The sequence below is a fragment of the Leptospira sp. B5-022 genome (genome assembly GCF_000347035.1).
GTDB classification, from domain to species: domain Bacteria; phylum Spirochaetota; class Leptospiria; order Leptospirales; family Leptospiraceae; genus Leptospira_B; species Leptospira_B cinconiae.
Window position 1 is genome coordinate 86,288 of the sequence record NZ_ANIJ01000025.1, and the last position, 23,701, is coordinate 109,988.

The 23,701-nt window shown below is 43.0% G+C and carries 20 protein-coding genes and 2 tRNA genes; 6 read left to right on the forward strand and 16 right to left on the reverse strand.

Annotated features, from left to right (window positions below; all coding sequences use genetic code 11):
* Nucleotides 1-5: 5 nt before the first annotated feature.
* The 3 genes from LEP1GSC192_RS12655 to LEP1GSC192_RS12665 are packed head-to-tail and all read right to left on the reverse strand — an operon-like array spanning nucleotide 6 to nucleotide 4,402.
* Nucleotides 6-830, reverse strand: a complete 825-nt coding sequence (locus tag LEP1GSC192_RS12655) for an SDR family oxidoreductase (protein ID WP_020770446.1) — start codon at nucleotides 828-830, stop codon at nucleotides 6-8.
* A 2-nt stretch (nucleotides 831-832) separates the two neighbouring features.
* The gene (locus LEP1GSC192_RS12660) at nucleotides 833-2,665 is read right to left on the reverse strand and encodes an alpha/beta fold hydrolase (RefSeq protein ID WP_020770491.1); all 1,833 of its coding nucleotides are present in this window, start codon (nucleotides 2,663-2,665) and stop codon (nucleotides 833-835) included.
* Nucleotides 2,666-2,674: 9 nt separating this feature from the next.
* Nucleotides 2,675-4,402, reverse strand: coding sequence for a GMC oxidoreductase (locus LEP1GSC192_RS12665; protein WP_020770435.1), 1,728 nt, complete (start codon nucleotides 4,400-4,402; stop codon nucleotides 2,675-2,677).
* A gap of 104 nt (nucleotides 4,403-4,506) precedes the next feature.
* Here LEP1GSC192_RS12665 and LEP1GSC192_RS12670 point away from each other — a divergent pair, with 104 nt between their 5' ends.
* Complete coding sequence (locus LEP1GSC192_RS12670) at nucleotides 4,507-6,051, forward strand: metallophosphoesterase (RefSeq protein ID WP_020770310.1); 1,545 nt, start codon at nucleotides 4,507-4,509, stop codon at nucleotides 6,049-6,051.
* A 1-nt stretch (nucleotide 6,052) separates the two neighbouring features.
* On the opposite strand, the gene LEP1GSC192_RS12675 is transcribed toward LEP1GSC192_RS12670, so the two are convergent.
* Complete coding sequence (locus LEP1GSC192_RS12675; RefSeq protein WP_020770411.1) at nucleotides 6,053-6,892, reverse strand: sterol desaturase family protein; 840 nt, start codon at nucleotides 6,890-6,892, stop codon at nucleotides 6,053-6,055.
* 98 nt (nucleotides 6,893-6,990) lie between these two features.
* Between LEP1GSC192_RS12675 and LEP1GSC192_RS12680 the strand changes: the two genes are divergently transcribed.
* The 5 genes from LEP1GSC192_RS12680 to LEP1GSC192_RS12700 all read left to right on the forward strand — a co-directional run bounded on the left by LEP1GSC192_RS12680 (nucleotide 6,991) and on the right by LEP1GSC192_RS12700 (nucleotide 11,416).
* Nucleotides 6,991-7,611: an adenylate/guanylate cyclase domain-containing protein gene (locus LEP1GSC192_RS12680; protein ID WP_020770473.1), complete on the forward strand. Its 621-nt coding sequence runs from the start codon at nucleotides 6,991-6,993 to the stop codon at nucleotides 7,609-7,611.
* A 228-nt stretch (nucleotides 7,612-7,839) separates the two neighbouring features.
* A complete protein-coding gene (locus LEP1GSC192_RS19290; protein WP_020770426.1) occupies nucleotides 7,840-9,429 on the forward strand; it encodes a 7TM diverse intracellular signaling domain-containing protein in 1,590 nt (529 codons plus the stop codon).
* 137 nt (nucleotides 9,430-9,566) lie between these two features.
* Nucleotides 9,567-10,691: a DUF1566 domain-containing protein gene (locus LEP1GSC192_RS12690; protein ID WP_020770337.1), complete on the forward strand. Its 1,125-nt coding sequence runs from the start codon at nucleotides 9,567-9,569 to the stop codon at nucleotides 10,689-10,691.
* A 63-nt stretch (nucleotides 10,692-10,754) separates the two neighbouring features.
* Nucleotides 10,755-11,069 (forward strand): hypothetical protein, encoded by a 315-nt coding sequence (locus tag LEP1GSC192_RS12695; protein WP_020770298.1) that lies wholly within the window; start codon nucleotides 10,755-10,757, stop codon nucleotides 11,067-11,069.
* Complete coding sequence (locus LEP1GSC192_RS12700; protein ID WP_036090066.1) at nucleotides 11,066-11,416, forward strand: hypothetical protein; 351 nt, start codon at nucleotides 11,066-11,068, stop codon at nucleotides 11,414-11,416. Before LEP1GSC192_RS12695 ends, LEP1GSC192_RS12700 begins: the two co-directional genes overlap by 4 nt.
* Before the next feature lie 122 nt (nucleotides 11,417-11,538).
* Here LEP1GSC192_RS12700 and rpsG read toward each other — a convergent pair whose 3' ends face one another.
* The 12 genes from rpsG to LEP1GSC192_RS12760 form a co-directional block, all read right to left on the reverse strand.
* On the reverse strand, nucleotides 11,539-12,012 hold the full coding sequence (rpsG, locus tag LEP1GSC192_RS12705) for a 30S ribosomal protein S7 (protein ID WP_020770512.1): 474 nt from the start codon (nucleotides 12,010-12,012) through the stop codon (nucleotides 11,539-11,541).
* 14 nt (nucleotides 12,013-12,026) lie between these two features.
* Nucleotides 12,027-12,401 (reverse strand): 30S ribosomal protein S12, encoded by a 375-nt coding sequence (gene rpsL, locus LEP1GSC192_RS12710; RefSeq protein WP_036090070.1) that lies wholly within the window; start codon nucleotides 12,399-12,401, stop codon nucleotides 12,027-12,029.
* A 75-nt stretch (nucleotides 12,402-12,476) separates the two neighbouring features.
* Nucleotides 12,477-16,682 carry a DNA-directed RNA polymerase subunit beta' gene (rpoC, locus tag LEP1GSC192_RS12715; protein ID WP_020770297.1) on the reverse strand — a complete coding sequence of 1,402 codons (4,206 nt, stop codon included), beginning with the start codon at nucleotides 16,680-16,682 and terminating at the stop codon, nucleotides 12,477-12,479.
* 15 nt (nucleotides 16,683-16,697) lie between these two features.
* A complete protein-coding gene (gene rpoB, locus LEP1GSC192_RS12720; protein WP_020770355.1) occupies nucleotides 16,698-20,378 on the reverse strand; it encodes a DNA-directed RNA polymerase subunit beta in 3,681 nt (1,226 codons plus the stop codon).
* 135 nt (nucleotides 20,379-20,513) lie between these two features.
* Nucleotides 20,514-20,900 carry a 50S ribosomal protein L7/L12 gene (gene rplL / locus LEP1GSC192_RS12725; RefSeq protein WP_020770448.1) on the reverse strand — a complete coding sequence of 129 codons (387 nt, stop codon included), beginning with the start codon at nucleotides 20,898-20,900 and terminating at the stop codon, nucleotides 20,514-20,516.
* Between the two features lie 54 nt (nucleotides 20,901-20,954).
* Entirely contained in the window at nucleotides 20,955-21,488 is a 534-nt protein-coding gene (rplJ, locus tag LEP1GSC192_RS12730; protein WP_020770520.1) for a 50S ribosomal protein L10, read from the reverse strand.
* Nucleotides 21,489-21,514: 26 nt separating this feature from the next.
* Nucleotides 21,515-22,207, reverse strand: coding sequence for a 50S ribosomal protein L1 (rplA, locus tag LEP1GSC192_RS12735; RefSeq protein ID WP_020770318.1), 693 nt, complete (start codon nucleotides 22,205-22,207; stop codon nucleotides 21,515-21,517).
* Between the two features lie 3 nt (nucleotides 22,208-22,210).
* Entirely contained in the window at nucleotides 22,211-22,639 is a 429-nt protein-coding gene (gene rplK, locus LEP1GSC192_RS12740) for a 50S ribosomal protein L11 (protein ID WP_020770515.1), read from the reverse strand.
* Between the two features lie 41 nt (nucleotides 22,640-22,680).
* Nucleotides 22,681-23,226 carry a transcription termination/antitermination protein NusG gene (gene nusG, locus LEP1GSC192_RS12745; RefSeq protein WP_020770487.1) on the reverse strand — a complete coding sequence of 182 codons (546 nt, stop codon included), beginning with the start codon at nucleotides 23,224-23,226 and terminating at the stop codon, nucleotides 22,681-22,683.
* Between the two features lie 25 nt (nucleotides 23,227-23,251).
* Nucleotides 23,252-23,434: a preprotein translocase subunit SecE gene (gene secE, locus LEP1GSC192_RS12750; RefSeq protein ID WP_008595351.1), complete on the reverse strand. Its 183-nt coding sequence runs from the start codon at nucleotides 23,432-23,434 to the stop codon at nucleotides 23,252-23,254.
* Between the two features lie 44 nt (nucleotides 23,435-23,478).
* Nucleotides 23,479-23,549, reverse strand: a tRNA-Trp gene (locus LEP1GSC192_RS12755).
* Between the two features lie 10 nt (nucleotides 23,550-23,559).
* A tRNA-Thr gene (locus LEP1GSC192_RS12760) sits at nucleotides 23,560-23,631 on the reverse strand.
* Nucleotides 23,632-23,701: the final 70 nt, after the last annotated feature.

Consider the following 23,701-nt stretch of genomic DNA (forward strand, 5'->3'; position numbering starts at 1 on the left):
CGCTATCAGTCAAAAACTCCTTTTCTTTTCCATGATTCGAAATTTCGGATTCCTTTTTTAGCCATGATCGGATAGATCAAAGACAATAAGGAAGGGAATAATAACGCAACTCTAGCCAGTAGCCCTTGAGAATAAGGAATGTAGATCTCTGCCTTATCCGTTTGGATTGCCTTCCAAATTCCTTTTGCAACAGCCGAAGGTGGTAAAGGCGGGTTTATATAAGCCATCGGAGAACTATCCCTAGATGCCATATATTTGGTCATTGGAGATTGTATTGTGCCGGGAAGAATGGAACTAACTCGTATTCCGATCTCTTTCCATTCTAGATACAAACTTAAAGCAAACCCTCTAAGCGCAAACTTGGTCGCACTATAAATAGAATGATGAGGCGCGGGAACTATTCCAGCTAAAGAAGATAGGATTACTAACTTACCTTTCGACTTTTTAAGATGAGGCAACCCTAATTTAGTCAATCGAATTGTGCCTATGATATTGATCTCTATCTGTTCGTCTATTTCGTCTTGAGTAAGATTTTCGAATTTAGAAGGTCTCATGATCCCCGCATTATTCACAAGCACGTCGATCTTTCCGAATTGTTTTACACATTCTTTGATCGCCTTTTCCGAATCCGCTGCCTTAGAAATATCACAAGCGAAAACAATATGATCTTTTCCTAATGTTTCTGCAAACTTCTTCAGTTCGGAAGATTGTTTCTGCAAATCCGTCAAAAAAAGAAGGTACCCTTTTTCGGAAAGAAGGGCCGCGGTTTCCCTACCGATCCCCCCTGCTGCTCCCGTTAGAAAAACGACTGGTCGGTTTCCCTTCGACATACTTACCCTTTTTTCACTCCGTTGGAATTCTTACGTAGGAACTCCACTATTCTAGGGAATACGTCCGTATCGCTCTTTTTCCCCATTAAAGTGTCTTGATGGCCATAACCCTCGGCGATAAACAGTTCGTTTTTATTTCCCGGATTCAAACGATTTAATGTTTCATAAGCTATAATATTAGAATCTTTGAATACTTTGTTCTGGTCGCCGGTCATGAATAAGACAGGCGTTTTGACCTCGGAAGCCTTATCCAGATAATTATTCGGCAAAGAATCGTATCGAATATCAGTAGGCCTGTATTTGATCATGGACTTACGACCCACAGCCTTTCTGATATGCCGATAATAGTTCATAGAAGTCGCTCCGAATAGATCCCCTACCCTTCTATGAGTGATATCCGGAAGATTTGCGTGCTCATAACAGGCAGGCCAGCCGGTTCCCCACATCAGACTCAGCATATGACAAGCAGGCTCGTCGCATTCGTGATGAAAAAGGCTCACGAATCTGGACAATAGTTTTCCTGAAGCCAAGCCGGGAAGATAATACCAACGAGGATTCACATTCGGAAATCTGAAAATAGACTCCATCAAAAAAGGAGAGAATGCCAATTTGATCTTAGACCAAGTCGGTACATTAGGTGTCAGAGACACACTATTCGAGACGACACTAGTGACTCCGTCTATTTTTCCTCCGAACAAACTCATGAAAAATGAAATGGAACCCACACAATGTACAACAAAATGGATCCTTTTCCCCGCACCAACCGCGTCTTTAACTACTTTTAAAGCCGCCGGTACATCATATAGAGCGATATCATCTAGAGTATATCTATGAGGAAAAAGATTATAATTAAAACGTAAACTTCCCCTCCAGTCGAAACTCCAAACATCGGTAAATCCGTTTTCATGCAGATATGTCACCAAATTTTTATGTTCGGGCATAACGAACATATCCGTAGAAGTAGTGAGTCCGTGCATCAGCACTACGACGTCCTTACTTTCTTTCTTCTGAAAACGAACTAAATTGAGAGCGATCTTATCCTCGGTAGTGAATGGATGAAAAGTGATTTTGGAATTTTTGACTCCTTCCAGGGTAAATACCGGAATATCTCTTTCTCTCCATAACTCCGGTTCCGCTTTTCTGAACTGGGCCCCGTAAATTTCCCATAAATTTCCTAAAAATAACTCACCGAATCTAAACAGAGCGTCTTTTCTCTCGGAAAAAGTACGACCATTGGATTTGAAAGTAGTCATCTGCTTAATAAAATCTTTTTCTAATATATGCAGGATACCTTTCGCCAAAACCTTTGCTTTAGGTTCCGCTTTTTCATCCACGTATCCTTCAAATACCGTGGTATAAAGTGTAGAAGTGTCTCTCCAGATATTCAAGATACCGTCGTCTACTACCTTCTTAAATCCGTTTAAAGTTATTTTTTTCCCGGCTTTGTTCTTTAAGAACAAACGGTATTTCATATGTTTTTCGTTAGCCGAAGGTTTTCCGTAATCCACGAAACAATTGAAAACCCCTTTTTCCACTTCGAATCTTCCGCCTAGAGGCTGACATTCCACCCAACCGATGGCTTCACCGGTTTCGTCCGGATCATACACAAAAAACTGAGTATCGTTCACTCGGATCGTTAAGTGAAACATCAGATAATTGCCTGCCTTTTTCCCGGCAGCGTAATCTTCTTGATAATTAAAAGATCCCGGCATGGAAACGAAACCTTTCATTTCCTCCGTGAATTCCAAACTTACCGGATGAGAATTGACTCCTGTTTTGCCGGGCTTAGATTTGCCGGCACTTTTTTTTGATTTTTTTTTCGTCGCTGTAGCCAATCGAATATCCTACCTTAAACTTGCATTCGGCTTCTTGCCTGTAATTCCTTCGGCCACCATTTCCGAAAGAGCGGAGATGGTCATAGAAGGGTTGGCGCCAACTGCGGTTGGCAATAAACTTCCATCCGCAACATATAAACCTTCGTATCCGAAAACCTTACCGAAAGTTTTCGGCTCCGAAGAACAGACTCCCGTGCCGGCAGAAGACCCTATGATACAACCACCAAGCGGATGAACGGTAACGTTATTACGGACCGGCCAGGAATAAGTCGGCATAGGGAATCTGGTCTTTGCATCCGTAAATTTAGCGAACCTCTTGTTCACATCCATTATAGAGTTATAAAGTGTTATGTTCTCCTTCTGAGGCCAATGGATCTGCAAATTTCCCTTTTTATCCAAATACATCTTTCCATCGGAAGTATCTATACCCATACAAAGAAGTACCGCAGATGTGTAGGAAAGATCTCCTTTTAAAGCTTCGCTCATCAGAAATCCCACTCTACCGAAAATTTTCCCGTTTATGATACTCTTGAAAAGTTCCCCTATAAAATGAAGAATATACTTCAATTTGAATATAATAGGAATAGCACCCGAGACGAAATAGGAAGCAAATACCGGATAACTTGCATCTTCCAGTAAGAACGCTTTTTTGGGATCGAAACCTGAGAATAAATTATAATCCGTATACTGAGTAATAACCGGACCGTAATTCGGATCAGCCGGCTTCTTTCCCTTAGCCGCAAAAGAAAGGAAATCCCCATTCCCTGAGAATTGAGTCCCTAATTTGTCCGAGATCTTAGGCAAGGTCTTAAACTTTGTTTTACATTTTAGTAGAAGTTCCGTAGACCCTAAAGTTCCCGCAGAAACCACGATACGTTTTGTATCCGCAAAAGACTTGATGGTGTTTCCATTCTGTAGATTTAGATAATGAACTCTATAACCATGCTCACCCGATTGGGAAGGGTCTTCCTCCCCTCTGCTATTCAAAGGAACAATCTTAGTAGCAAGGTGTTCCGTCTTGATCTCTGCCTTGTTGGAGTTCCTAGCTACAAAAAGATAATTCAGATCCAAAGTGTTTTTAGAATGGGTATTACATCCTACATCACATTCTGCGCAGTATGTACAGGAAGTTTGGATCGCTCCGAAACGGTTTTTTTCCTGGACCCCTATTGGAGTCGGTTTTTTAAAATCGTTACCGAAGAATACGTTAATGTCCGCTCTTTTGGAAATCCTGGATTCTTGCTTTGCAAAATGTTCGTATAATTCCGTGCGGACTACTTTACGCCTATCTTCTCCATTGTCCGGGATTGGTCTGGAACCTAAAACTTCTTTTACTATTTTATAATAAGGTTTTAAATGTTTCTTTTTAACAGTTTCCGGCCAGCGATGATCAAAAATATGATCGGGAGGCTCCAAAAACACGTTCGCATAGATCAAGGAACCTCCTCCTAAACCTGCGGAAAGAACTACATCTAGTTTTGGATAATTACGAATATCGAATAATCCGGTTTGCCTGCCTGCTCTTTTGAACTTGGAAGATCTAGGTATAGGGCCTTCTTCTGGGATGTTCCAGAAGTTTTTGGACATTCCTTCCGGAGACCTAGGAAAAGACCCTTTAGGATATTCTTTCCCTCGTTCGAGTACTAAAACTTTGCCTGGCCATTTTTTAGACAAACGACAGGCATTGATCGAACCGCCGAATCCGGTTCCGATTATTATAGCCTCGTAAAATTTCAAGTAGGCCTCCTAACGTCGAAAAATCTACTTATTTGCCGCATTTACCCAAAAATAGCAATAATTAATTGATTTTATTAACGTTTTTTGAATGATTCACATCCTAAATGCCTAATAGTAAAATTAAATACATCGTCATCTCCGACATTCATCTGGGAGCATATAACAGTTTACTTACATACATTGAAGAGTTCCCGGACCCCGTAAAAGATTCGGATAAATTCAAAGTAAATCCGCAGAAAACTTCTCCGGCGCTTGCAGAACTCATAAACTGTTTAAAACATATCGTTCATTCGGTTAACGGTTCCGCTAAACCTCCACAATTCATTTTATTAGGCGACGTTCTTGAATTAGCATTAGGCGATATCAACGAAGCCTCTATGACCTTCGAAAGATTTTTAGAGGTCGCATATAAGGAAACAAAACGTCATTTTTCGGAGAGTATTCTCTATATTCCGGGAAACCATGATCACCATCTTTGGGAAACAGCGAGAGAAAAGCAGTACATGGAATATATTGCAAATTTAAAGCCGAATCAGTATATCAATCAGACTTGGCACACCACAAAGATGGTAAATCCGGACTTCATCCAATCCGATCTACTTACGGGAATTTTAAGAAGAAATAAAAAGTTAAAAAAAGCCGAAGCGGTGATCGCTTATCCGAATTTAGAGATCCCTGCTAAAAACGGAAAACGTTCCGTATTCTTAACTCACGGACATTTTTTGGAAAACATCTATTCTTTGATGAGTACAATGCAGAGGATCTTGCTCCCGGATATTGATGAGGATCCCGAAGCGCCAAAACGTAGCCGTTCCGTCTGGAGCAAAATGAACGACTATAACCCATTTAAAAGGGCTAAAGAAATCACCTCTCCAAAATCCATTTACGTTCTTGAACGGGAAAATTTTGCATGGATCGACTTCTTCTGGTCTACATTAGGAAGATCCGGAAAAGTGGGAACCGGGATCGGATTGATTTACGATATGCTTCAGGATGCTAAAGCAGTAGGTAAATTAGCGCAAAACGTATCGGCATATCTATTAAGAAATTTGAATCTTCCTTTTTTACTTCGAATATTAGGGATCAAATGGCTTCTATACAAAGGTTTTTCTTACATTCTTACCAAGGTCGTTGTAAAGGTAGGGCAGGCAGAAAGAGGGATGTCCAATTCCGTACTAAGCGAAGAAGTAATCCACAACATGGACTCTTACCTTGGAGACACTCTTCCAGCACAATGGAAAGCAGAGACTAAAAAAAGTAAAAGAGAATTCCCAAAAGATTATACGTTCATTTTCGGTCATACACATAAACCGTTCGCCGTGGAAACCCAGGACTTAGGGTTAACAATTTCAGGCAAAGAAGTTTTCAATACGGGAGGTTGGGTGGTCGATACCGTCCAACCGATGTCCTCTCACGGAGGAGCGGTACTTTTCATAGACGAAGACGCCAACGTTGCCTCTTTTAAAGTATATACGGAAGGAGAAATAAAGCCGAGCTTCTTAGTCCCGGACGGAAAGATCAATCCGATGTACCAAACATTAGTGAAAAATGTGGATCTCCGAAATAAAAAATTCGCGGCCTTATCGAAATCACTGGAAGAAGAAATACGCCTTAGACGAAGATTCCTAAAAGTCAGAATCAAAGAATAAATTAAGATTTTTGCAAGTAGGTGGAGGGGGTAACGGACATCTCCTCCTTTTTATCCGGACCTACACTATTCTCGAAAATTTCGGAATAATCCTTAAAATTTGTCCCTAAGATCCTGTCCCAGAAATTAAAATAGAGACTGTAATTCCCATGGAACTTCTGGTGATGAAGATTATGGTGGGTAGATGTGTTGATCCATTTCAAGATCGGATGTGTCGTCCATCCTTTAGGAAAGAATTCATACCCTAGGTGCCACCATATATTCATGATCATAGCATAAAAAGTGTGGATTAGAAAAACGTAAAAATGAAGAGGTAGAATACAAAGAGCGGGAACTACATACACACCTTCAAGAAAAGCCTCTACCCAATGAAAATTATAAGCTGCCATGGGGGAAGGATTCACCGATCTATGATGGATAGAATGGACGTAAGGATAAATTTTTCGATGATGCATGATCCGATGAGCCCAATAAAACCATGTCTCATGCCAGATCGTGAGTAAAATAAAACTGAATATAGCGTAAGGCAATCCGTACTCTGCGAAATCCTTATACGTTTTGAGATGAAGGATCTTTAATTTTCCGAGGATATAGACCGAAACAGCGATAGCACTGAACATGATCAAAGTGATCGCAGACTGCTTTAGTTCGAAAATGATCCTTTCTTTATTTGGAAAATCTTTTTGGATCCTGAACTTCTGAAAAAAGTCCTTTTTCCAAACCCAGAAGACCAGAAATGCAAGACCGGCGATAGGATAATAGCGCAGGAAATTCATTTTTAATTGGTGAAGAGCAAAACCGGATACACAGTATTCCCAACTTAGTTCACAAACGAATCTCATTCCAACCTTCCCTCTTAAGAATAACCGATTTTAAAGATTTAGTCTTTCAAAAAATAAGTCGACGAATCCGGTACAAAACGTTCCACTAATCGATTCTAATGGCATTCAAAAGAAGTATATTCGCAAGCGCATCCGAAGACAGATTGGAAAACCTAGTTTTAGAAAGATTAAAACCCGGCGCCGATAAGGAAAAAATTGATGCCCGGATCTGGGATCTATTCGGAGAAGTTTGGTGTATCATGTTTACCGACCTTTCCGGATTTTCCAGAGGTGTTGAAAAATTCGGAATCATTCATTTTCTGCAAACCATACACGAGTCCGAAAGGGTTTTAGTGCCTATCATAGAGGATCATGATGGGATACTTCTAAAATCAGAAGGGGATAGCTTTTTAGTCATCTTCAGGAACGTAGCCAAGGGACTTCAGGCGGCAATCCGAATGCAAAAGGAATTATTAGAATACAACAAAGACAAGATCCCAGAAGAGAAAATACTACTTTGTGTCGGACTCGGTTACGGAAAGGTTTTGAAAATTGGAGATTCGGACGTTTTCGGTTCCGAAGTTAATACCGCTAGCAAACTAGGGGAGGATACAGCGGAAGCAGGAGAGATACTCGTCACACAAACCGTTTTTGATAATGCACAGGATACAGGTTTAAAATTCGAGCCGATCAAAGACGTACCTGCCGGAACGCAGGGAGCGTATAGAGTACTGTATTAAAGGTAATCGCAGCTTGTAACATACCCCTGACAAAGTGTTTTGTGTCTAACAGTAGAAAAAAAATCTAACGTTTAGATCGCAATTTTTCACATCTCAGGGTCCGGAAAAATCTTGAATTGTTCTTTAGAGCAGACGAAAACAATCCATTGTTTGACGATCGTTCTCTTGGGAGGCTAAATTTAGAATAATTAATGTCCATTTCCTATCTTTGAGGAGTATATATTCAATATGCGCCCTTTTTTGCTCGTTATCATATCGATCCTGATGATAAGTTTTACTTTCTGTAAATCTTCCGAGAATAATATAAATGAAAATTTAATTTTAGATGATTCGAAAAACTCATTCGCAATTCTACCGACCGCCAAATATTTGATTTTTGTTCCTCCCCAATCCCCCGACAACGCAGCAAACTTCCTCGGTAGATCGAAATCGAATCAAATCCATGCGAAACAAATCAGTCTCGGGACCGGGCCTGAGGAAGCCTGGATTGAAATCAAAATATACAATCAGTCCAAACAGGAAGAATGGATCTTCGTATCCGAATACCCTTGGTTAGATAGAATAGATCTTTTCGACGTTAGTAAAGGTAATCCTATAAAGCTCGGGTCGATCGGATGGAAGGAGAATGATTCTCCTAGACAGATCAAGGACCGAATCCATGCAATGAGAGTCAGTATACCGACGGGTAAAGAATATAAATTACTTGTGAGAATCGAATCCTGGGCGGATAAGTTCCTTTCCTTTCATTTGGATACCGAAAAAGGTTTCCTGGAACGAGATAAATTTCCGTTCACTCTATTTCCTGCCTATTTACAGATTGCCTCCTTAATCCTCCTCGTATGCGGAGTATATTGGTACCGAACCAAAAACAAATTGGTATTATTCTACTCAACACTTGTAGTTTGTATAACCCTTTATTCAGCATTTACGGAAGGATACGCGCAATATTTTTTACCTAAAAATGAATATAATAGTAAACTTATGTTCTCATTTGCCTTCCTTTATATAATTCTGTTGCTGCATTTTATCCGTAAATTTTTGAATTTAAGCGAAAAACTTCCGTTAGGCGAAAATATTTCCAAAGTTTTGTTAGTATTTAATTGTATCCCTTTAATCTGCGTTTGGATTCCGGAATTCCCTGCTTTTCCTTTGGAAAATGGCGGGAAAATAAATTTAATGTCCACTACTCTGCTGATTATTGGATCGGGTTTATTTCTTCTCAGGAAAGGATTTCGCCCGGCGTTGTTTTCCACTTCCGGTATAATTATTTCCGCGCTTTGTATTAATATCTTCGAACTTTCCGGAATGTACGGGATCCCGGCAAATGATTTTACACGAAATGCTCCCTATATCGGTTATATTTCGGAATACATTCTGTTCTTCCTAGGGATCACAAAGATAGCTGCAGAAAGTAAAAAGAGCAAACGTTCTTTTACCAATGTTCGAAATACGGGGAGACTAAAGGGAATTGATATACAAGAAATCAGCGATAAACTATCGGAGCTAATGGTGAAGGAAAGGATCTTTTGTGACGAAGATCTCGGATTAGAACGGCTTTCTTCCATGGTCGGCTTATCTAGGCACCAACTTTCGGAATTTTTGAATTCCATTTATGAGCAGAATTTTTACACATATATCACGGGAATACGCATCCAAGAAGCAAGTAAAGTTCTATTGGAGGAACCGGATCGAAGTATCATTTCCATTTCGGATAGTTTAGGTTTTTCCTCCCGCTCGACCTTGTACAAGGAATTTAAAAAGAAATTCGGTATAACTCCGGACGAGTTCAGAAAAAAAAATCTATCGAAACTTTCTTAAATCAAATTCAATCAGGGAATTTGTGTTTCTCCGGGTCCATGCGGACAGAAGCTTCGATACGAAACCTAAATAGATGCTTGCGAGTTCTCTTTTTTCCTATATTCGAGAATGGTAAAATATACATTTTGGAAATACGTATGTGCGAAACTGAAAACCAAACATGTAGATTGAGATACTTTTATAGAAAATCTCTCTATATGTCTTTAATCTTCACAACATTAGCAGGATTTTTTCATTGTAGTAAGGACCCGAACAAAGCGGAATCAGGACTTTTGCTTAGTTTAATGGATTCCGCCTCCGCGGTCCCCACTTCTTCCTCTTTTCAGTTACCAGATACGAACCAATCGATCTGTTACGATACCTCCGGGACGGTACGCTCTTGTGCTGGGACCGGAGAGGATGGAGAATATATAGATACACCGGCCCCTTACAATCTAACCATTACAGATGGCGGAGAAACGGTTACGGAAACTAGCTCCAAACTTGTTTGGACGAGATGTGAGGCCTCACAGGTATGGGACGGGACCAATTGTTTAGGAACAAATTATGCATCCGTAACATGGGAATATGCGAATTCCTTCTGCTCTCAACTAACAATCGCAGGACGATCTTGGAGACTACCTTCCGTTCGAGAAGCGATTCTCATTTTTGATTACAATATTACTTCAGGCCAAACTTTGCCTTCCACCTACTTTCCAAACCTACCGATTGGCGGAGGATCATTTTGGACGGATACTCCAGTTCGTCATTTACAAGGTGAATATGTTTATGCGCAAGATCGAGGAACAATAGACTGGGATGTGAGTATAAGTACTGCCGGGATCCGGTGTGTATCAGGACCTCAGATACCATTTGCCGAATTTGCGGATCTGGGAGATGGAACAATATCGGAGCAATATTCTGGACTTATCATTAAAAAATGCGCCCAGGGCGAATCAGATGATTTAGTTTGTACCGGAACCCCAAACAATATGACTTGGCAGCAAGCATTGGATTCTTGTGAAACATTGGACTTTGCCGGAAAAACGAATTGGCGTGTACCCTCTGTCAAAGAGATCTATTTCCTTATGTCCAGCATACATACTTATGGTCTGCCTGATTCCTTATTTCCTGGAACGGTCGAAAAACAAATCCTTTGGACCTCCACAACGTTTCCTAATATTCCCTCAAATGCCCTTACAACCTCTTCAATCGATGAAGTTCCCTTTACGGCAAAGTCTACTTCCTCTGGAATAAAAGTTCGCTGTGTGGCAGAAAATTAGAATTATCATTTACTTATGGGAATAGCTCATTAGTGTTTCTTCCAAAAAAATCTGAGTAAAATAATGAAAAACAAATACCTTCTAATTGGATTAAATGTTCTTCTCAGCCTTTTGATCTTAGGTTGTTCAACTGTCCGATACGGAAAGCTCTCCTACGTAGAAATGAGCCCCACAAAAATAGATCCAGCAAATGGAGCTTTAAAATTCAAGGGGCGTTGTGCGACTATAATCGGTCCGGATAATATGTATTCAGAGATCGGTCAAGTTCTACAGGACGCGAAGCTGAAAGGGCTGAAAAATTTTCGAGCGGGAATCTTTCACGAATCTACAGAGGGTCAACTTGTAAGTTGTGTTTCCGTAATAGGCGAAAAAGAATGAAGCAAAGAATCCTAATCTCAATATTTATACTCTTAAGTTATTATGGATGTATTTCAATCCCGTGGGAATCTTCCGGGACTTTTATTGCAGCCGAAGGTTTCAAGGATTACAAAAACCTAAAGGAAGAGCGGGTAGAAGGGAAAAGTTGTACATATTATGGACCTTTTTTTCCAATCTTCGTCTTTGGCAAGGGAACATTAAAAGATGCATTTAAAGAAGCGTTACTACTATCCCCTAAAGGAACACAAGGGCTTAGCGATGTAGAAATGTATCATACTGATTACAGTGTCCTGCTGTTCAGTTGGAAATGTGTTACGGTTAATGGCTATCCCGCCCAAAAAAAATAGAAATCTACTCCGCTAAAAATCGGTCGAAAAAGACAAAAATAAAAAAGGGACTCTTTCGGAGTCCCTTCATAAAACCTGTTCGCGGTCTCATGCAACCGCGGACGTTTGTGAATAAAAGATTTTTACCAGCGATAGTGGCTGAATGCTTTGTTCGCATCTGCCATTTTTCGGATATCTTCCTTCTTCTTGATTGCTGCTCCGGTGCCTTTTTGAGCCTCGATAAATTCTGCAGCAAGCTTGTTGGCCATACCTTTTTCGTTTCTTTCTCTGGAATAACGGATCAACCATCTGATCCCAAGAGCTAAACGTCTTTCAGGACGAACTTCGATAGGAACTTGGTAAGTCACACCACCCACACGACGGGATTTTACTTCCACTTGCGGTTTAACGTTTTCTAATGCTTCTTTAAAAGTAACGTAAGGATCGTTTCCGGTCTTTTTTTGGACCAGATCCAGAGCATCATAAAATAAAGATTCTGCTACGGATTTTTTTCCGTCCAACATCAGGCAGTTGATAAACTTCGCGATGTTTGCATCTCCATAAACCGAATCCGGCTGGATCTTGCGTGGTTCTACTTTTCCTCTTCTTCTAGACATTCCTAATAACTCCCTTACGCCTTAGGTTTTTTCGTTCCATATTTAGAACGACCCTTACGACGTTTATCGATACCAAGAGTATCCAAGGTACCACGGATAATATGATAACGAACCCCTGGAAGGTCTTTTACCCTTCCCCCGCGGATCAGAACAACGTTGTGCTCTTGCAGGTTATGTCCCTCACCGGGAATATAAGCGGTCACTTCAATACCGGTTGTTAAACGAACCCTTGCGACTTTTCTTAAAGCCGAGTTCGGTTTTTTCGGAGTGAAGGTAGTCACCTTCGTGCAAACTCCCCGGCGTTGGGGGCTACTTTTTAATGCAGGAGATTTAGACTTGTTAATCTGTTTTTTCCTGCCGTGACGTATAAGTTGGCTAATTGTAGGCATGAGTTTCTTCTTTTTAGCAGGCCGGTGACCTATTTTACCAGTTCTACCGACCCTGCTCTATTGTAAAGCTTTCCTTTAATTCTCGTTGTCTTCCGGAATGGCCATCGGAATTTCTTCCTCTTCCACTTCCAGAGGACGATCTAGATCCCCGTAAGTTTCTTTGAACACCGCGACATCGCGATATTTTCTCATTCCGGTTCCGGCTGGGATCATGTGACCGATAATAACGTTCTCTTTAAGTCCCATCAAGTTATCGGTCTTTCCTTTGATTGCTGCGTCAGTTAACACCTTAGTTGTTTCCTGGAAGGAAGCAGCCGAGAAGAACGACTCAGTATTCAAAGATGCTTTCGTTAAACCTAAAAGAATCGGAACACACTGAGCAGGAGATCCCCCTTCAGCGATCACTCTCTTGTTTTCTTCCAAGAAAGCGAAACGATCCACTTGTTGTTGGTTTACGAAAGATGTGTCTCCGGAATCGGTGATTAAAACCTTACGCATCATCTGGCGAACGACCACTTCGATGTGCTTATCGTTGATATGCACCCCTTGTAATCTGTAAACCTCTTGGACCTCTTGGACCAGATACACTTGGAGTGCGGTTACACCTTTTACTCTCAAGATATCGTGTGGATCCAAGTTTCCATCGTCTAACTGGTCTCCTCGTTTTACGAAGTCCCCGTGACGAACACGTAATTGTTTTCCGATCGGAATGGTTACTTTTACTTTATCCAACTCTTCGTTATCCGGAACGATATAGAGAACTCGTTTTTCTTTTACGATCTCTCCGTTGTCTTCGATCTTTCCGTCTATTTCAGCAAGAGTTGTGGCGTCTTTAGGACGACGAGCTTCGAAAAGTTCGTCTACCCTAGGAAGACCACCGGTAATATCCCGGGTTTTTTCGGCAACAGTTGGGATCTTGAAGAGAATATCTCCCGCTTTCACCTTGTCTCCGTTTTGGATGGAGATGATCGCATCCACAGGAACCAGATATTCTTCCTTGCTTCCGCCGGAAGTTACCACGATCCTTGGGATCAATTTTTCCCTACGTTGCTCGATTACTTTGTAAATAACGTTAGATGTTTTAACGTCCTCGTCCCTACGAACGTTCTTACCGACTTCCAGATCCACCCAAGAGGCGATTCCTTCAATCTCGGTAACGCCGATCTCGTTGAACGGGTCGAATTCTCCTAATGCCTGATTCGCTTCTGTGATCTGTCCGACTTTTACGTTCAGAGTGGTGGAAGTTTTTACAGGAACAACCGCTTCCTCTCCCAGAATTCGGAAGAGACCGTCCGCAATTTTTACCGTTCCCGGAGCATCGGAAGTGACATTCTCTCCGGACGCAAGAGTTGCAACCAACTCTCCTTTATCCACTTTTTGTCCGTTCTCAACCCTTAAGTTGGTTAGGTCGGAGGAATTGAACTGTTGGATCAATCTTTGTACTACGATGGAACCACGACGAGAGAAGATCAAACCTCTATCAGGAGTTTGTAATGTTCTACCGTTAATCGCGTTAACTACCGCGCGGTAACCCACTTTGTGTTCTTTCTCTTGTACTTTTGCGGAAGCGGCACCACCGATGTGGAATGTTCTCATTGTAAGCTGAGTTCCAGGTTGTCCGATGGACTGAGCCGCGATGGTTCCGACCGCTTCTCCGATCTCCGCAGGAGTCAGACGAGCCATATCCATTCCGTAACATTTAATACAAATTCCCCAACGAGCTTCGCAGGTAAGTGGAGAACGAACTTTGATTTTTTCGTAACCAAGGTTCTCCAATTTTTGCCCAACTTCTCTTGTGATCAAAGATCCTTTCGGATAAACCACACTTTCGGTAACTGGGTCGACGATATCCTCGGAAGTGTAACGTCCGAATACACGGTCGCTCAGAGAAACGATAACGTTCTCCCCTTCTTTGACGGTTCCGAGCGTGATACACTCTTCGGTTCCGCAATCTTCTTCCGCTACGATCACGTCTTGTGAAATATCCACTAAACGACGAGTCAGGTAACCTGCGTCAGCGGTTTTTAACGCCGTATCCGCAAGACCTTTACGAGCGCCGTGAGTGGAGATGAAAAATTCAAGAACGCTCAATCCCTCGCGGAAGTTGGAACGGATCGCCAATTCGATGATCTCTCCGGAAGGTTTCGCCATCAGACCACGCATACCGGCCAACTGACGGATCTGTTGTTTAGATCCACGAGCGCCGGAAGCCGCCATGATGAAGACAGGATTGTAGCCGCCTTTATCCTTCTCTAGTTCTTTGAACATGGAGTCCGTGATGAGATCGTTGGTTTTAGTCCAGATCTCGATCACTTTTTTCTTACGTTCTTCGTTAGTGATGATACCTTTACGATATTCTCCGTCGGCTCTTTCTACTTCTTTGTTAGCGTCGCCAACTAAAGTAACTTTACCCGGAGATACTCGGATGTCTTCGATAGAAATAGTCGGGCTAAATATTGTAGCATAACGATATCCTAATTTTTTAATATCGTCCAGCATCAGAACGGTTTGAGCCGGTCCGTATTTCTCGTAAACTTCCGCAATGATCCTGTTCGTCTCTTTATCGGAGAGAGCACGGTTCACATAAGGATATCCTTCCGGAAGGACGGTATTGAAGATCAAACGACCTGCAGTTGTCTCCAGGATCTTTCCTTGGTGAAGAACGGAAATTTTAGTTCTATATTCTATCACTCCTCGGTCGATCGCGTAAGTAACCTCATCCAGGTTCGCGAACGATTTAAGAGGAACTCCCGCTTCGGTTGGAAGTTCGGAAGTTAGATAATAAATTCCGAGTACGATATCCTGAGTAGGTCCGCAGATCGGGTGTCCGTTTGCAGGGTTCAGGATATTGTGAGGAGAAAGCATAAGCATCCATACTTCCAACTGCGCCTTTGGAGTCAGCGGAACGTGGATCGCCATCTGGTCCCCGTCGAAGTCAGCGTTGAACGCGTGACATACAAGAGGGTGAAGTTTGATCGCTTTTCCTTCAACCAACACAGGAAGGAATGCTTGGATCCCTAAACGGTGAAGAGTAGGAGCACGGTTCAACATAACCGGGTGCTCTTTCACTACGGTTTCCAGAACGTCGAAAACTTCTTTTTCTTCCGCTTCTACTTTTTTCTTAGCGGATTTGATGTTAGGAGCCAGGTCCAGATCCACCAAACGTTTCATGATGAAAGGTTTAAATAGCTCGAGAGCCATCTTCTTAGGAAGACCCATCTCGTGGTATTTCAGCTCAGGACCGACTACGATAACGGAACGACCGGAATAATCCACACGCTTACCGAGTAGGTTCTGGCGGAAACGTCCCTGCTTTCCTTTCAACATGTCTGAAATGGATTTAAGAGGTCTGTTACCCTTACCTTTTACGGTACGTTTGCGGCGGCTATTATCGAATAACGCGTCTACCGCTTCTTGGAGCATACGTTTTTCGTTACGAACGATGATCTCAGGAGCTTTTAACGCGAGAAGGCGTTTTAGACGGTTGTTTCTGTTGATAACACGACGATATAAATCGTTCAAGTCGGAGGTAGCAAAACGTCCACCTTCTAACTGAACCATTGGACGAAGTTCAGGAGGAATGACAGGAACCACATCCAGAACCATCCACTCAGGACGGTTTCCTGAATCGCGGAAAGCTTCTAATACTTCCAAACGTTTTAGAATTCTTTTATCGGAGATCTTTTCTTTTTCTTGGATCTTTTGGCGGATGATACGAGCTTCCGCGTCAACGTCGATACGAGAAAGAAGTTCTTTGATCGCGTCCGCGCCGATACCTGCAACGAACTTGTCGCCGTATTCGTCTAGGTATGCGTGATATTCTTCCTCATCGATTAATTCGCCGCGATTTCTTCCGGTATCAGCCGGATCGATGATCACATATTTTTCGAAATAAAGAACGCTCTTGAGCTGATTGATGGTCATGTCCAAGAGAAGTCCCATTCTGGAAGGAACGGAACGATAGTACCAGATATGAGAAACAGGAGCAGCAAGCTCGATATGACCCATACGCTCGCGACGAACTTTGGAGTGAGTTACCTCAACACCACATTTGTCGCAAACCACACCCTTGTAACGGATGGACTTGAATTTTCCGCAGTAACATTCCCAGTCCTTTGTGGTTCCGAAAATTTTCTCACAGAAAAGACCGTCTCTCTCGGGCTTTAAAGTACGGTAGTTGATTGTCTCAGGTTTTTTGACTTCTCCGTAAGACCATTCTTTGATCCTTTCCGGAGACGCTAATCTGATTGTTATTGATTCAAAATCGTTATTGGATCTCATGCTACCTTTCTTCCCTTAGGCGTTCTCGATCGTTTCGAACTTAATCTTCTTCTTGCTCTTGGAATATTCGTCTTCGTAGTCGGAGATATCAACGCTGTTACCTTCCGAGTCTGTGATGACGATATCCAATGCAAGACCCCTGAGTTCCTGCACCAACACGTTGAAGGATTCCGGAATTCCAGGTTTAATGGAGTGGATCCCTTTAACGATCGCTTCGTAGATTCTCGCTCTTCCGAGCATATCGTCGGACTTGATAGTGAGAAGTTCCTGAAGAGTATGAGAAGCGCCGTAAGCTTCGAGAGCCCAGACCTCCATCTCTCCCAAACGCTGACCACCGAATTGAGCCTTTCCTCCGAGTGGTTGTTGAGTAACCAAGGAGTAAGGTCCGGTAGAACGAGCGTGGATCTTGTCGTCCACCAAGTGAGCGAGTTTCAACATGTAGATGTAACCGCAGAATACCTCATTCATAAAAGGTAAACCGGTACGTCCGTCGTATAATTTGAATTTAGAGCTGAGAGGAAGATTTGCTTCTTTGCAATACTTCTCTACGTCCGCTTCCGTTGCTCCGTCGAACACAGGAGTTTCGAAATTGATTCCCAGTTTGCTTGCAGCAAGTCCGAGCTGAGTTTCGAAAATCTGTCCCAAGTTCATACGAGAAGGAACACCTAACGGGTTCAGAACGATATCCATCGGAGTACCGTCTTCCATATAAGGCATGTCTTCTTCCGCCATGATACGTGCAACGACACCCTTGTTACCGTGGCGTCCTGCCATTTTATCTCCGACCAGAAGTTTACGTTTACGAGCTACGAAAACTTTCACCATTTCTTCTACGCCGGCAGGAAGTTCATCTCCCTTCTCGCGTGAGAAACGTTTGATATCGATCACAGTTCCTTCGAAACCGTTCGGCATACGAAGAGAAGAATCTCTTACTTCTTTTGCCTTCTCTCCGAAAATAGAGTGAAGAAGTTTGTATTCAGGAGTAAGATCAGTCTCTCCCTTCGGAGTCACCATCCCGACCAGGATATCTCCCGGTTTTACTTCTGCACCAATACGGATCACACCGGTTTCATCCAGATCACGGAAAGCTTTGTCCGAAAGATTCGGAATATCTCTTGTGATCTGCTCTTGTCCAAGCTTAGTCTCTCTTGCTTGGATCTCGAACTCTTCGATGTGTATTGAAGAGAAAATATCGTCTTTTACGACTTTTTCGGAGATAAGGATCGCATCCTCGAAGTTGTAACCTTCCCAAGGCATGAACGCCACAAGAACGTTACGCCCGAGTGCCAGAGTTCCATTGTCCACAGCAGGACCGTCAGCAAGAACGGTTCCCTTTTGTAGAATGTTTCCGTTCTCATCCATTCTTTCACCGGACACGATCTGTCCGGCAATAGTGGTTCCTCTGCGGACTTCTTCGCCGTTAGAAACGATCGGTTGGTATTGTTTGTTTCCGGAAATAAGATTGTATTCGCGAACGTTGCCGTTATCCGCAGTCACTTCGATTTTTTCTTTGCTGACTTTCGTAACTTTACCGTCGATCTCCGAGTGAACCACTCCAACGACCGGTGTTTGGTTGAAACAAGTTCCTTGGTTGGTCTTCTTAAATTTGGTAAGATCGTAAGTGTCGGATTCTTTTCCGCCCTTGCGCTCGATTACCACCTTCTCCGCATCAACGTATGTTACCACACCGTCGTGTCTGGAGATAATACAAATACGAGAATCGTAAGCCGCACGGGTTTCCATTCCGGTTCCCACGAAAGGAGCCTCTTGCCTCAGAAGAGGAACCGCCTGACGTTGCATGTTAGAACCCATAAGCGCACGGTTCGCGTCATCATGCTCTAAGAACGGGATGAGCGCAGTAGAAACGGATACCACCTGCATTGGAGCTAAGTCCATGTACTGGATCTCGTTCGGGTTGCGGAAAGGGTAATCGGATCTGTGACGAGTAGAGATCAGTTTATTCTTAAACTCTCCCTTCTCATCCACAGGTGAAGAAGAAACCGCGATAGAATGATATTCTTCCTTATCCGCGGTTAAGTATTCTATGTTATTGGATACTTTGCTGTTTTTTACCACTCTGTAAGGAGTTTCCAAGAATCCGTAATCGTTCACTCTCGCATAAGAAGACATGGAGAGAATGAGTCCGATGTTTGGACCTTCAGGAGTTTCGATCGGACACATACGGCCGTAGTGGCTATAATGAACGTCACGCACCTCGAATCCGGCTCTATCTCTGGAAAGACCTCCAGGTCCTAAAGCGTTCAAGCGACGTTTGTGAGTGAGCTCTGCCAGAGGGTTTGTCTGGTCCATAAACTGGGACAATTGGCTGGATCCGAAGAACTCATTGATAACCGCAGTGATCGGTTTAATGGAGATCAGAAGTTGAGGTGTTTGAGTTCCAACTTCCTGAACAGTCATTCTTTCTTTGATCACTCTTTCCACACGAGTAAAACCGACTTTCAATTGGTTTGCGATTAGCTCACCAACGGAACGGATACGGCGGTTTCCTAAGTGGTCGATATCGTCCGGATAATAGTTCTCGGTTTCGGAGATCAAGTTGAGAAGGTAACGTACAGTCTCGATAATATCCGCGGGTCTAAGAACTCTTTCTACCGCACTTGAAAATTCTTTCGGGTTATTGAATTCGAATTTGCTATTGATCTTGTAACGACCTACATCGCCCAGATCGAAAGTTTTAGGAGAGAAGAATAGACGGTTTAATTCCGCTTCCGCGTTCTCGATCGTGGAAGGTTCACCTTGTCTCATAATGCTATGGAATTTCAGAACTGCGTCTTCGTAATCGTTGACTCCGTCCTTTTCCAAACAATTGACTAGAACCGGATTATCCTTGTCTTTAGGATATTCCACCAGATCCACTTCTTTTACCTTCATCTCTTTCAAGATGGAGATATTGTCCTCATTGATCTTGGAACCGGCATCGAGCATTACCTCTCCGGTTTCCATGTTGATCACGTCGGCGATTACCCTGCGTCCGATCAGACGTTTGAGTTCCTTCGTGGAAGCTCCTCCTATTTTCGCTTTGGAGGATTTATAAAATAAACGTAATATTTCTTCGTTGGTCCCGTGTCCTAAAGACTTAACAAGAAGAGTTGCAGGGAATTTTTTCTTACGGTCTATCTTTGCGACTAAGATTCCCTTGTTGTCCATTTCGAATTCCAACCAGGATCCGCGATACGGGATCACTCTGGCCGAGTATGTATCTCTTTCTTCATCATAAGAGAAGAAGATACCTGGAGAACGGTGAAGCTGAGAAACTACAACTCGTTCAGCTCCGTTAATGATAAAAGTCCCCTGTTCGGTCATTACCGGAAGATCGCCCATGTAAACGACCTGCTCGCGGATCTCTCCGGTTTCTTTGATAATGAGTCGAATAACCGCTTTTAAGGGAAGAGCGAAAGTGGCATCTGTGTCCTTACATTCTTGAGGAGATTTTTTAGCCTCTCCTAATACATAGTGACTGTATTCCATCACCATGTCGTTGTTCGGACTTTCGATAGGGAAGGTTTCTCTAAAAACCGCTTCTAATCCCTGATTTTTTCTTTTAGTGGGGTCCTTAACTTCCGATTGAAGAAACCAATCGAAGGACTTCTTCTGAATCTGAATCAAGTTAGGAAGGTAATCCAAATTGGTGATCTTACCGAAGTTTACCCGTTTTCTCTCTACTTGACCGTACATTCGTGTGCTCCCTGGGGTGATGGAAAATTATAACTGCGCGAAAAAATACAATAAGGCAAGGACGTCCGCTGGCCTCCTTGCCTGAGTGAAAGGATTGTAATCAGATATCGAGGAGACAAAGCCTCGGCTTCCTGATTAGACAGCCTTAAGTTCGATTTGAGCTCCGACAGCTTCTAATTTCTTTTTAATGTCGTCAGCTTCCGCTTTTGCAACGCCGTCTTTAACAGACTTTCCGCCAGCTTCTACCAAGTCTTTTGCTTCTTTCAAGCCAAGACCGGTAATCTCGCGAACAACCTTGATAACTTCGATTTTTTTATCGCCGAAACCTTTCAATACAACGTTGAAAGCAGCAGGCTCATCTGCTCCTGCTGCTGCTCCGCCACCTGCTGGTGCCGCTGCAGCTACTGCTACTGGAGCCGCTGCGGAAATTCCGAACTTCTCCTCCATTTTTTTAACTAGATCGGCTGCTTCCACAAGGGTAAGTTTGCCGAGTTGCTCTAATAACGCTTCAGTGGTAGACATTTTGTGCTCCTTTGATTCCGTTTGGTCCTTTAAACTACTTACTAAAATTTGTTCTTACTGATTGTTCTTCTCTGCGACTGCTTGGATAGCTCTTGCAAGTCCTGCGATAATTTGGTTCAGACCAGAAGCGATACTTCTTGCCGGACCGTTGATACCGCCTGCGATCTGAGCCAAGAGTTGTTCTCTTGACGGAAGACCTGCGATTGCTTCCACATCTTCTGCATTCAGAACGGATCCGTCTAAATATCCCGCTTTCAGAATAAGATTTTTATTCGTCTTTGCGTACTCTTTTAGAATTTTGGCTGCGCTCGGAAGATTTGCATCCGCAAATATCGCCGCTAGAGGTCCTTGGTATTCGGATCCAAAGGCGATGTTCTTATCCTTATGCTTCTCGGATTCTTTCAGTGCGAGCAGAAAGAGATTATTCTTGATCACTTTCATCTCGGAACCTTCTTTACGAAGTTTCGCGCGAAGATTTGTGATCTCTTCTACTGTGAGTCCGCTGTAGCTGGCTAGGATAAAGTCGCTACGTTTTTCTAATCTGCCTTTTAATTCGGCTACTGCTTCAATTTTTTCCTGGCTGGGCATTGTTCCTACTCCCGTCTACGACATCCTTAAATGGATGTGTTGACCAGTTCCTTAACGTCTACTTTCACACCGGCACCCATGGTTGGGGATACGGAGAAAGTTTTCAGATAATCACCCTTTGCATCCGAAGGTTTATCCCGGAGAAGAGTTTGAACTACTGTGCGAATGTTTTCTACAAGTTTACTTTGATCAAAGCTGACCTTGCCAACTCCTAAGTGAACGACTCCACCTTTGTCCGGACGATATTCGATACGTCCTGACTTTAGCTCGCCAACCGCTTTCGCAACGTCGTTTGTAACCGTTCCTGCCTTAGGTTTAGGCATTAAACCTTTACGTCCTAAGATCGGTCCTAGTTTACCTACTTCCTTCATCATATCAGGAGTAGCAACGCAAGCGTCGAAGTCGGTCCAACCACCGGCCACTTTTTCGATCAAGTCCATATCGCCCACGAATTCCGCACCTGCGTTTTTCGCGTCGTTTTGTTTGTCTCCTTTACAGAAAACCAGAACTCGAACCAGTTTACCGGTTCCGTGAGGAAGAGAAATAGTTCCTCTCACGTTTTGAAGAGATTTATAATTTACTTTCGTAGCGATTTCTATCGTTCCGTCGAACTTAGTGTAAGAAGAGGCTTTCGCTAATTCTACAGCTTTTTCGATCGGATAAACTTTTGTTGCGTCGACTTTCTCTTTAGCCGCGCGATATTTTTTTCCGCGTTTCATGAATTAACCCTCTACCGTAACGCCCATGGAACGACAAGTTCCGGCGATAATTTGAACAGCTGCGTCCAGATCGTTCGCGTTTAAGTCTTCCATTTTGGTTTTAGCAATTTCTTCCAATTGCTTACGAGTGATCTTCCCTACCTTAACGGTATGAGGAGTTGCGGAACCGGTCTCTAATCCGATCGCTTTTTTCACAAGAAGAGCTGCCGGAGGGGACTTGGTAATGAATGTAAAACTCCTGTCGGAGAATACCGTAATTACAACGGGGAGCTTATAACCCATTTGGTTTTTAGATCTCTCGTTGAACTGCTTGCAGAACTCCATGATGTTCAATCCTGCCTGACCGAGAGCCGGTCCGACTGGAGGAGCAGGGTTGGCCTTACCGGCTTCAACCTGGAGCTTAATCTGCTTTACTACTTTTTTTGCTGCCATTGGCGAAACACCTTATTTGTTTCTCCCGGTTCTCCCACCGGTCAGGGTTCGGTTTTGACCTGTAGATAATCTAATTCCACAGGGGTAGAGCGACCGAAAATCTCCACCTTCACTCTGAGTCTTCCTTTGTCTGGGAAGATCTCATCTACGACTCCGGTAAAATTAGCGAAAGGCCCGTCGATAATCTTCAGGCTATCTCCCACTTTAAACAACAATCGAGGAGTCACCGGCTCCTCTGATTGGAACTCTCCCGTTTCCGCGAAAAGATTTTTCACCTCGTCTACGGAAAGAGGCTCAGGTCCTCCATCTTTCGATCCCACAAAAGTGGAAACAGAAGGAAGACTTTGGATCATAAAACGAAGGTCCTCGTCCATATCCATCTCAACAAGAACATAGCCCGGCATAAGTTTTTTCTTAGTAACCTTCTTTTTGCCGTTCTTCATCTCGGCGACTTCCATGGTAGGAATGCGCACTTGAGAAATCTTCTCTTCCAGCTTACGCTGTTGGATCAGCTTTTCCAGATTCTTCTGGACCTTATTCTCGTGACCGGAATAAGTCTGTAACGCATACCATTTCAAATCAGCCATCTTAATCACACTTAATCCTACGTTCTTACAGATTCCAGAATCCGGTAAGAAGCTTCACAAACGCAGTATCCGAAAAGAATAGGAAAGCAGAGAAAAATAACACCGTGACTAGAACGACGATGGTGGACTGCATCACCTCTTGTCTATTCGGCCATTGAACTTTTTTAAGTTCTTCTCTACACTCTTGTATAAATGCGCCAAACTTCACTAATAAATCCTTCCCAATCCTCTTAGAACTCGAGGAAAAAACTCCAGGTCTGGAGAGAATCGAACTCCCACCAAGGACTTTGGAGATCCTTGTTCTACCATTAAACTACAGACCTATTCGAACTTAGCCCTCTACCAGGCTTGAACTGGTGACCCCTTCCTTACCATGGAAGTGCTCTACCGCTGAGCTAAGAGGGCATGTCTATCTACCCGCTCCCAGAGATAGGAGCTAGAAATACACAGTATTTTTACCCAGGGTCCCCGGTCA

Excerpts from the sequence above, each read along its gene's own strand:
- LEP1GSC192_RS12655 (WP_020770446.1), bottom strand. The coding sequence starts at position 830 with ATGTCGAAGGGAAACCGACCAGTCGTTTTTCTAACGGGAGCAGCAGGG.
- LEP1GSC192_RS12670 (WP_020770310.1), top strand. The coding sequence starts at position 4,507 with ATGCCTAATAGTAAAATTAAATACATCGTCATCTCCGACATTCATCTG.
- LEP1GSC192_RS12675 (WP_020770411.1), bottom strand. The coding sequence starts at position 6,892 with ATGAGATTCGTTTGTGAACTAAGTTGGGAATACTGTGTATCCGGTTTT.
- LEP1GSC192_RS12680 (WP_020770473.1), top strand. The coding sequence starts at position 6,991 with ATGGCATTCAAAAGAAGTATATTCGCAAGCGCATCCGAAGACAGATTG.
- LEP1GSC192_RS19290 (WP_020770426.1), top strand. The coding sequence starts at position 7,840 with ATGCGCCCTTTTTTGCTCGTTATCATATCGATCCTGATGATAAGTTTT.
- LEP1GSC192_RS12690 (WP_020770337.1), top strand. The coding sequence starts at position 9,567 with ATGTGCGAAACTGAAAACCAAACATGTAGATTGAGATACTTTTATAGA.
- LEP1GSC192_RS12695 (WP_020770298.1), top strand. The coding sequence starts at position 10,755 with ATGAAAAACAAATACCTTCTAATTGGATTAAATGTTCTTCTCAGCCTT.
- LEP1GSC192_RS12700 (WP_036090066.1), top strand. The coding sequence starts at position 11,066 with ATGAAGCAAAGAATCCTAATCTCAATATTTATACTCTTAAGTTATTAT.
- rpsG (WP_020770512.1), bottom strand. The coding sequence starts at position 12,012 with ATGTCTAGAAGAAGAGGAAAAGTAGAACCACGCAAGATCCAGCCGGAT.
- rpsL (WP_036090070.1), bottom strand. The coding sequence starts at position 12,401 with ATGCCTACAATTAGCCAACTTATACGTCACGGCAGGAAAAAACAGATT.
- rpoC (WP_020770297.1), bottom strand. The coding sequence starts at position 16,682 with ATGAGATCCAATAACGATTTTGAATCAATAACAATCAGATTAGCGTCT.
- rpoB (WP_020770355.1), bottom strand. The coding sequence starts at position 20,378 with ATGTACGGTCAAGTAGAGAGAAAACGGGTAAACTTCGGTAAGATCACC.
- rplL (WP_020770448.1), bottom strand. The coding sequence starts at position 20,900 with ATGTCTACCACTGAAGCGTTATTAGAGCAACTCGGCAAACTTACCCTT.
- rplJ (WP_020770520.1), bottom strand. The coding sequence starts at position 21,488 with ATGCCCAGCCAGGAAAAAATTGAAGCAGTAGCCGAATTAAAAGGCAGA.
- rplA (WP_020770318.1), bottom strand. The coding sequence starts at position 22,207 with ATGAAACGCGGAAAAAAATATCGCGCGGCTAAAGAGAAAGTCGACGCA.
- rplK (WP_020770515.1), bottom strand. The coding sequence starts at position 22,639 with ATGGCAGCAAAAAAAGTAGTAAAGCAGATTAAGCTCCAGGTTGAAGCC.
- nusG (WP_020770487.1), bottom strand. The coding sequence starts at position 23,226 with ATGGCTGATTTGAAATGGTATGCGTTACAGACTTATTCCGGTCACGAG.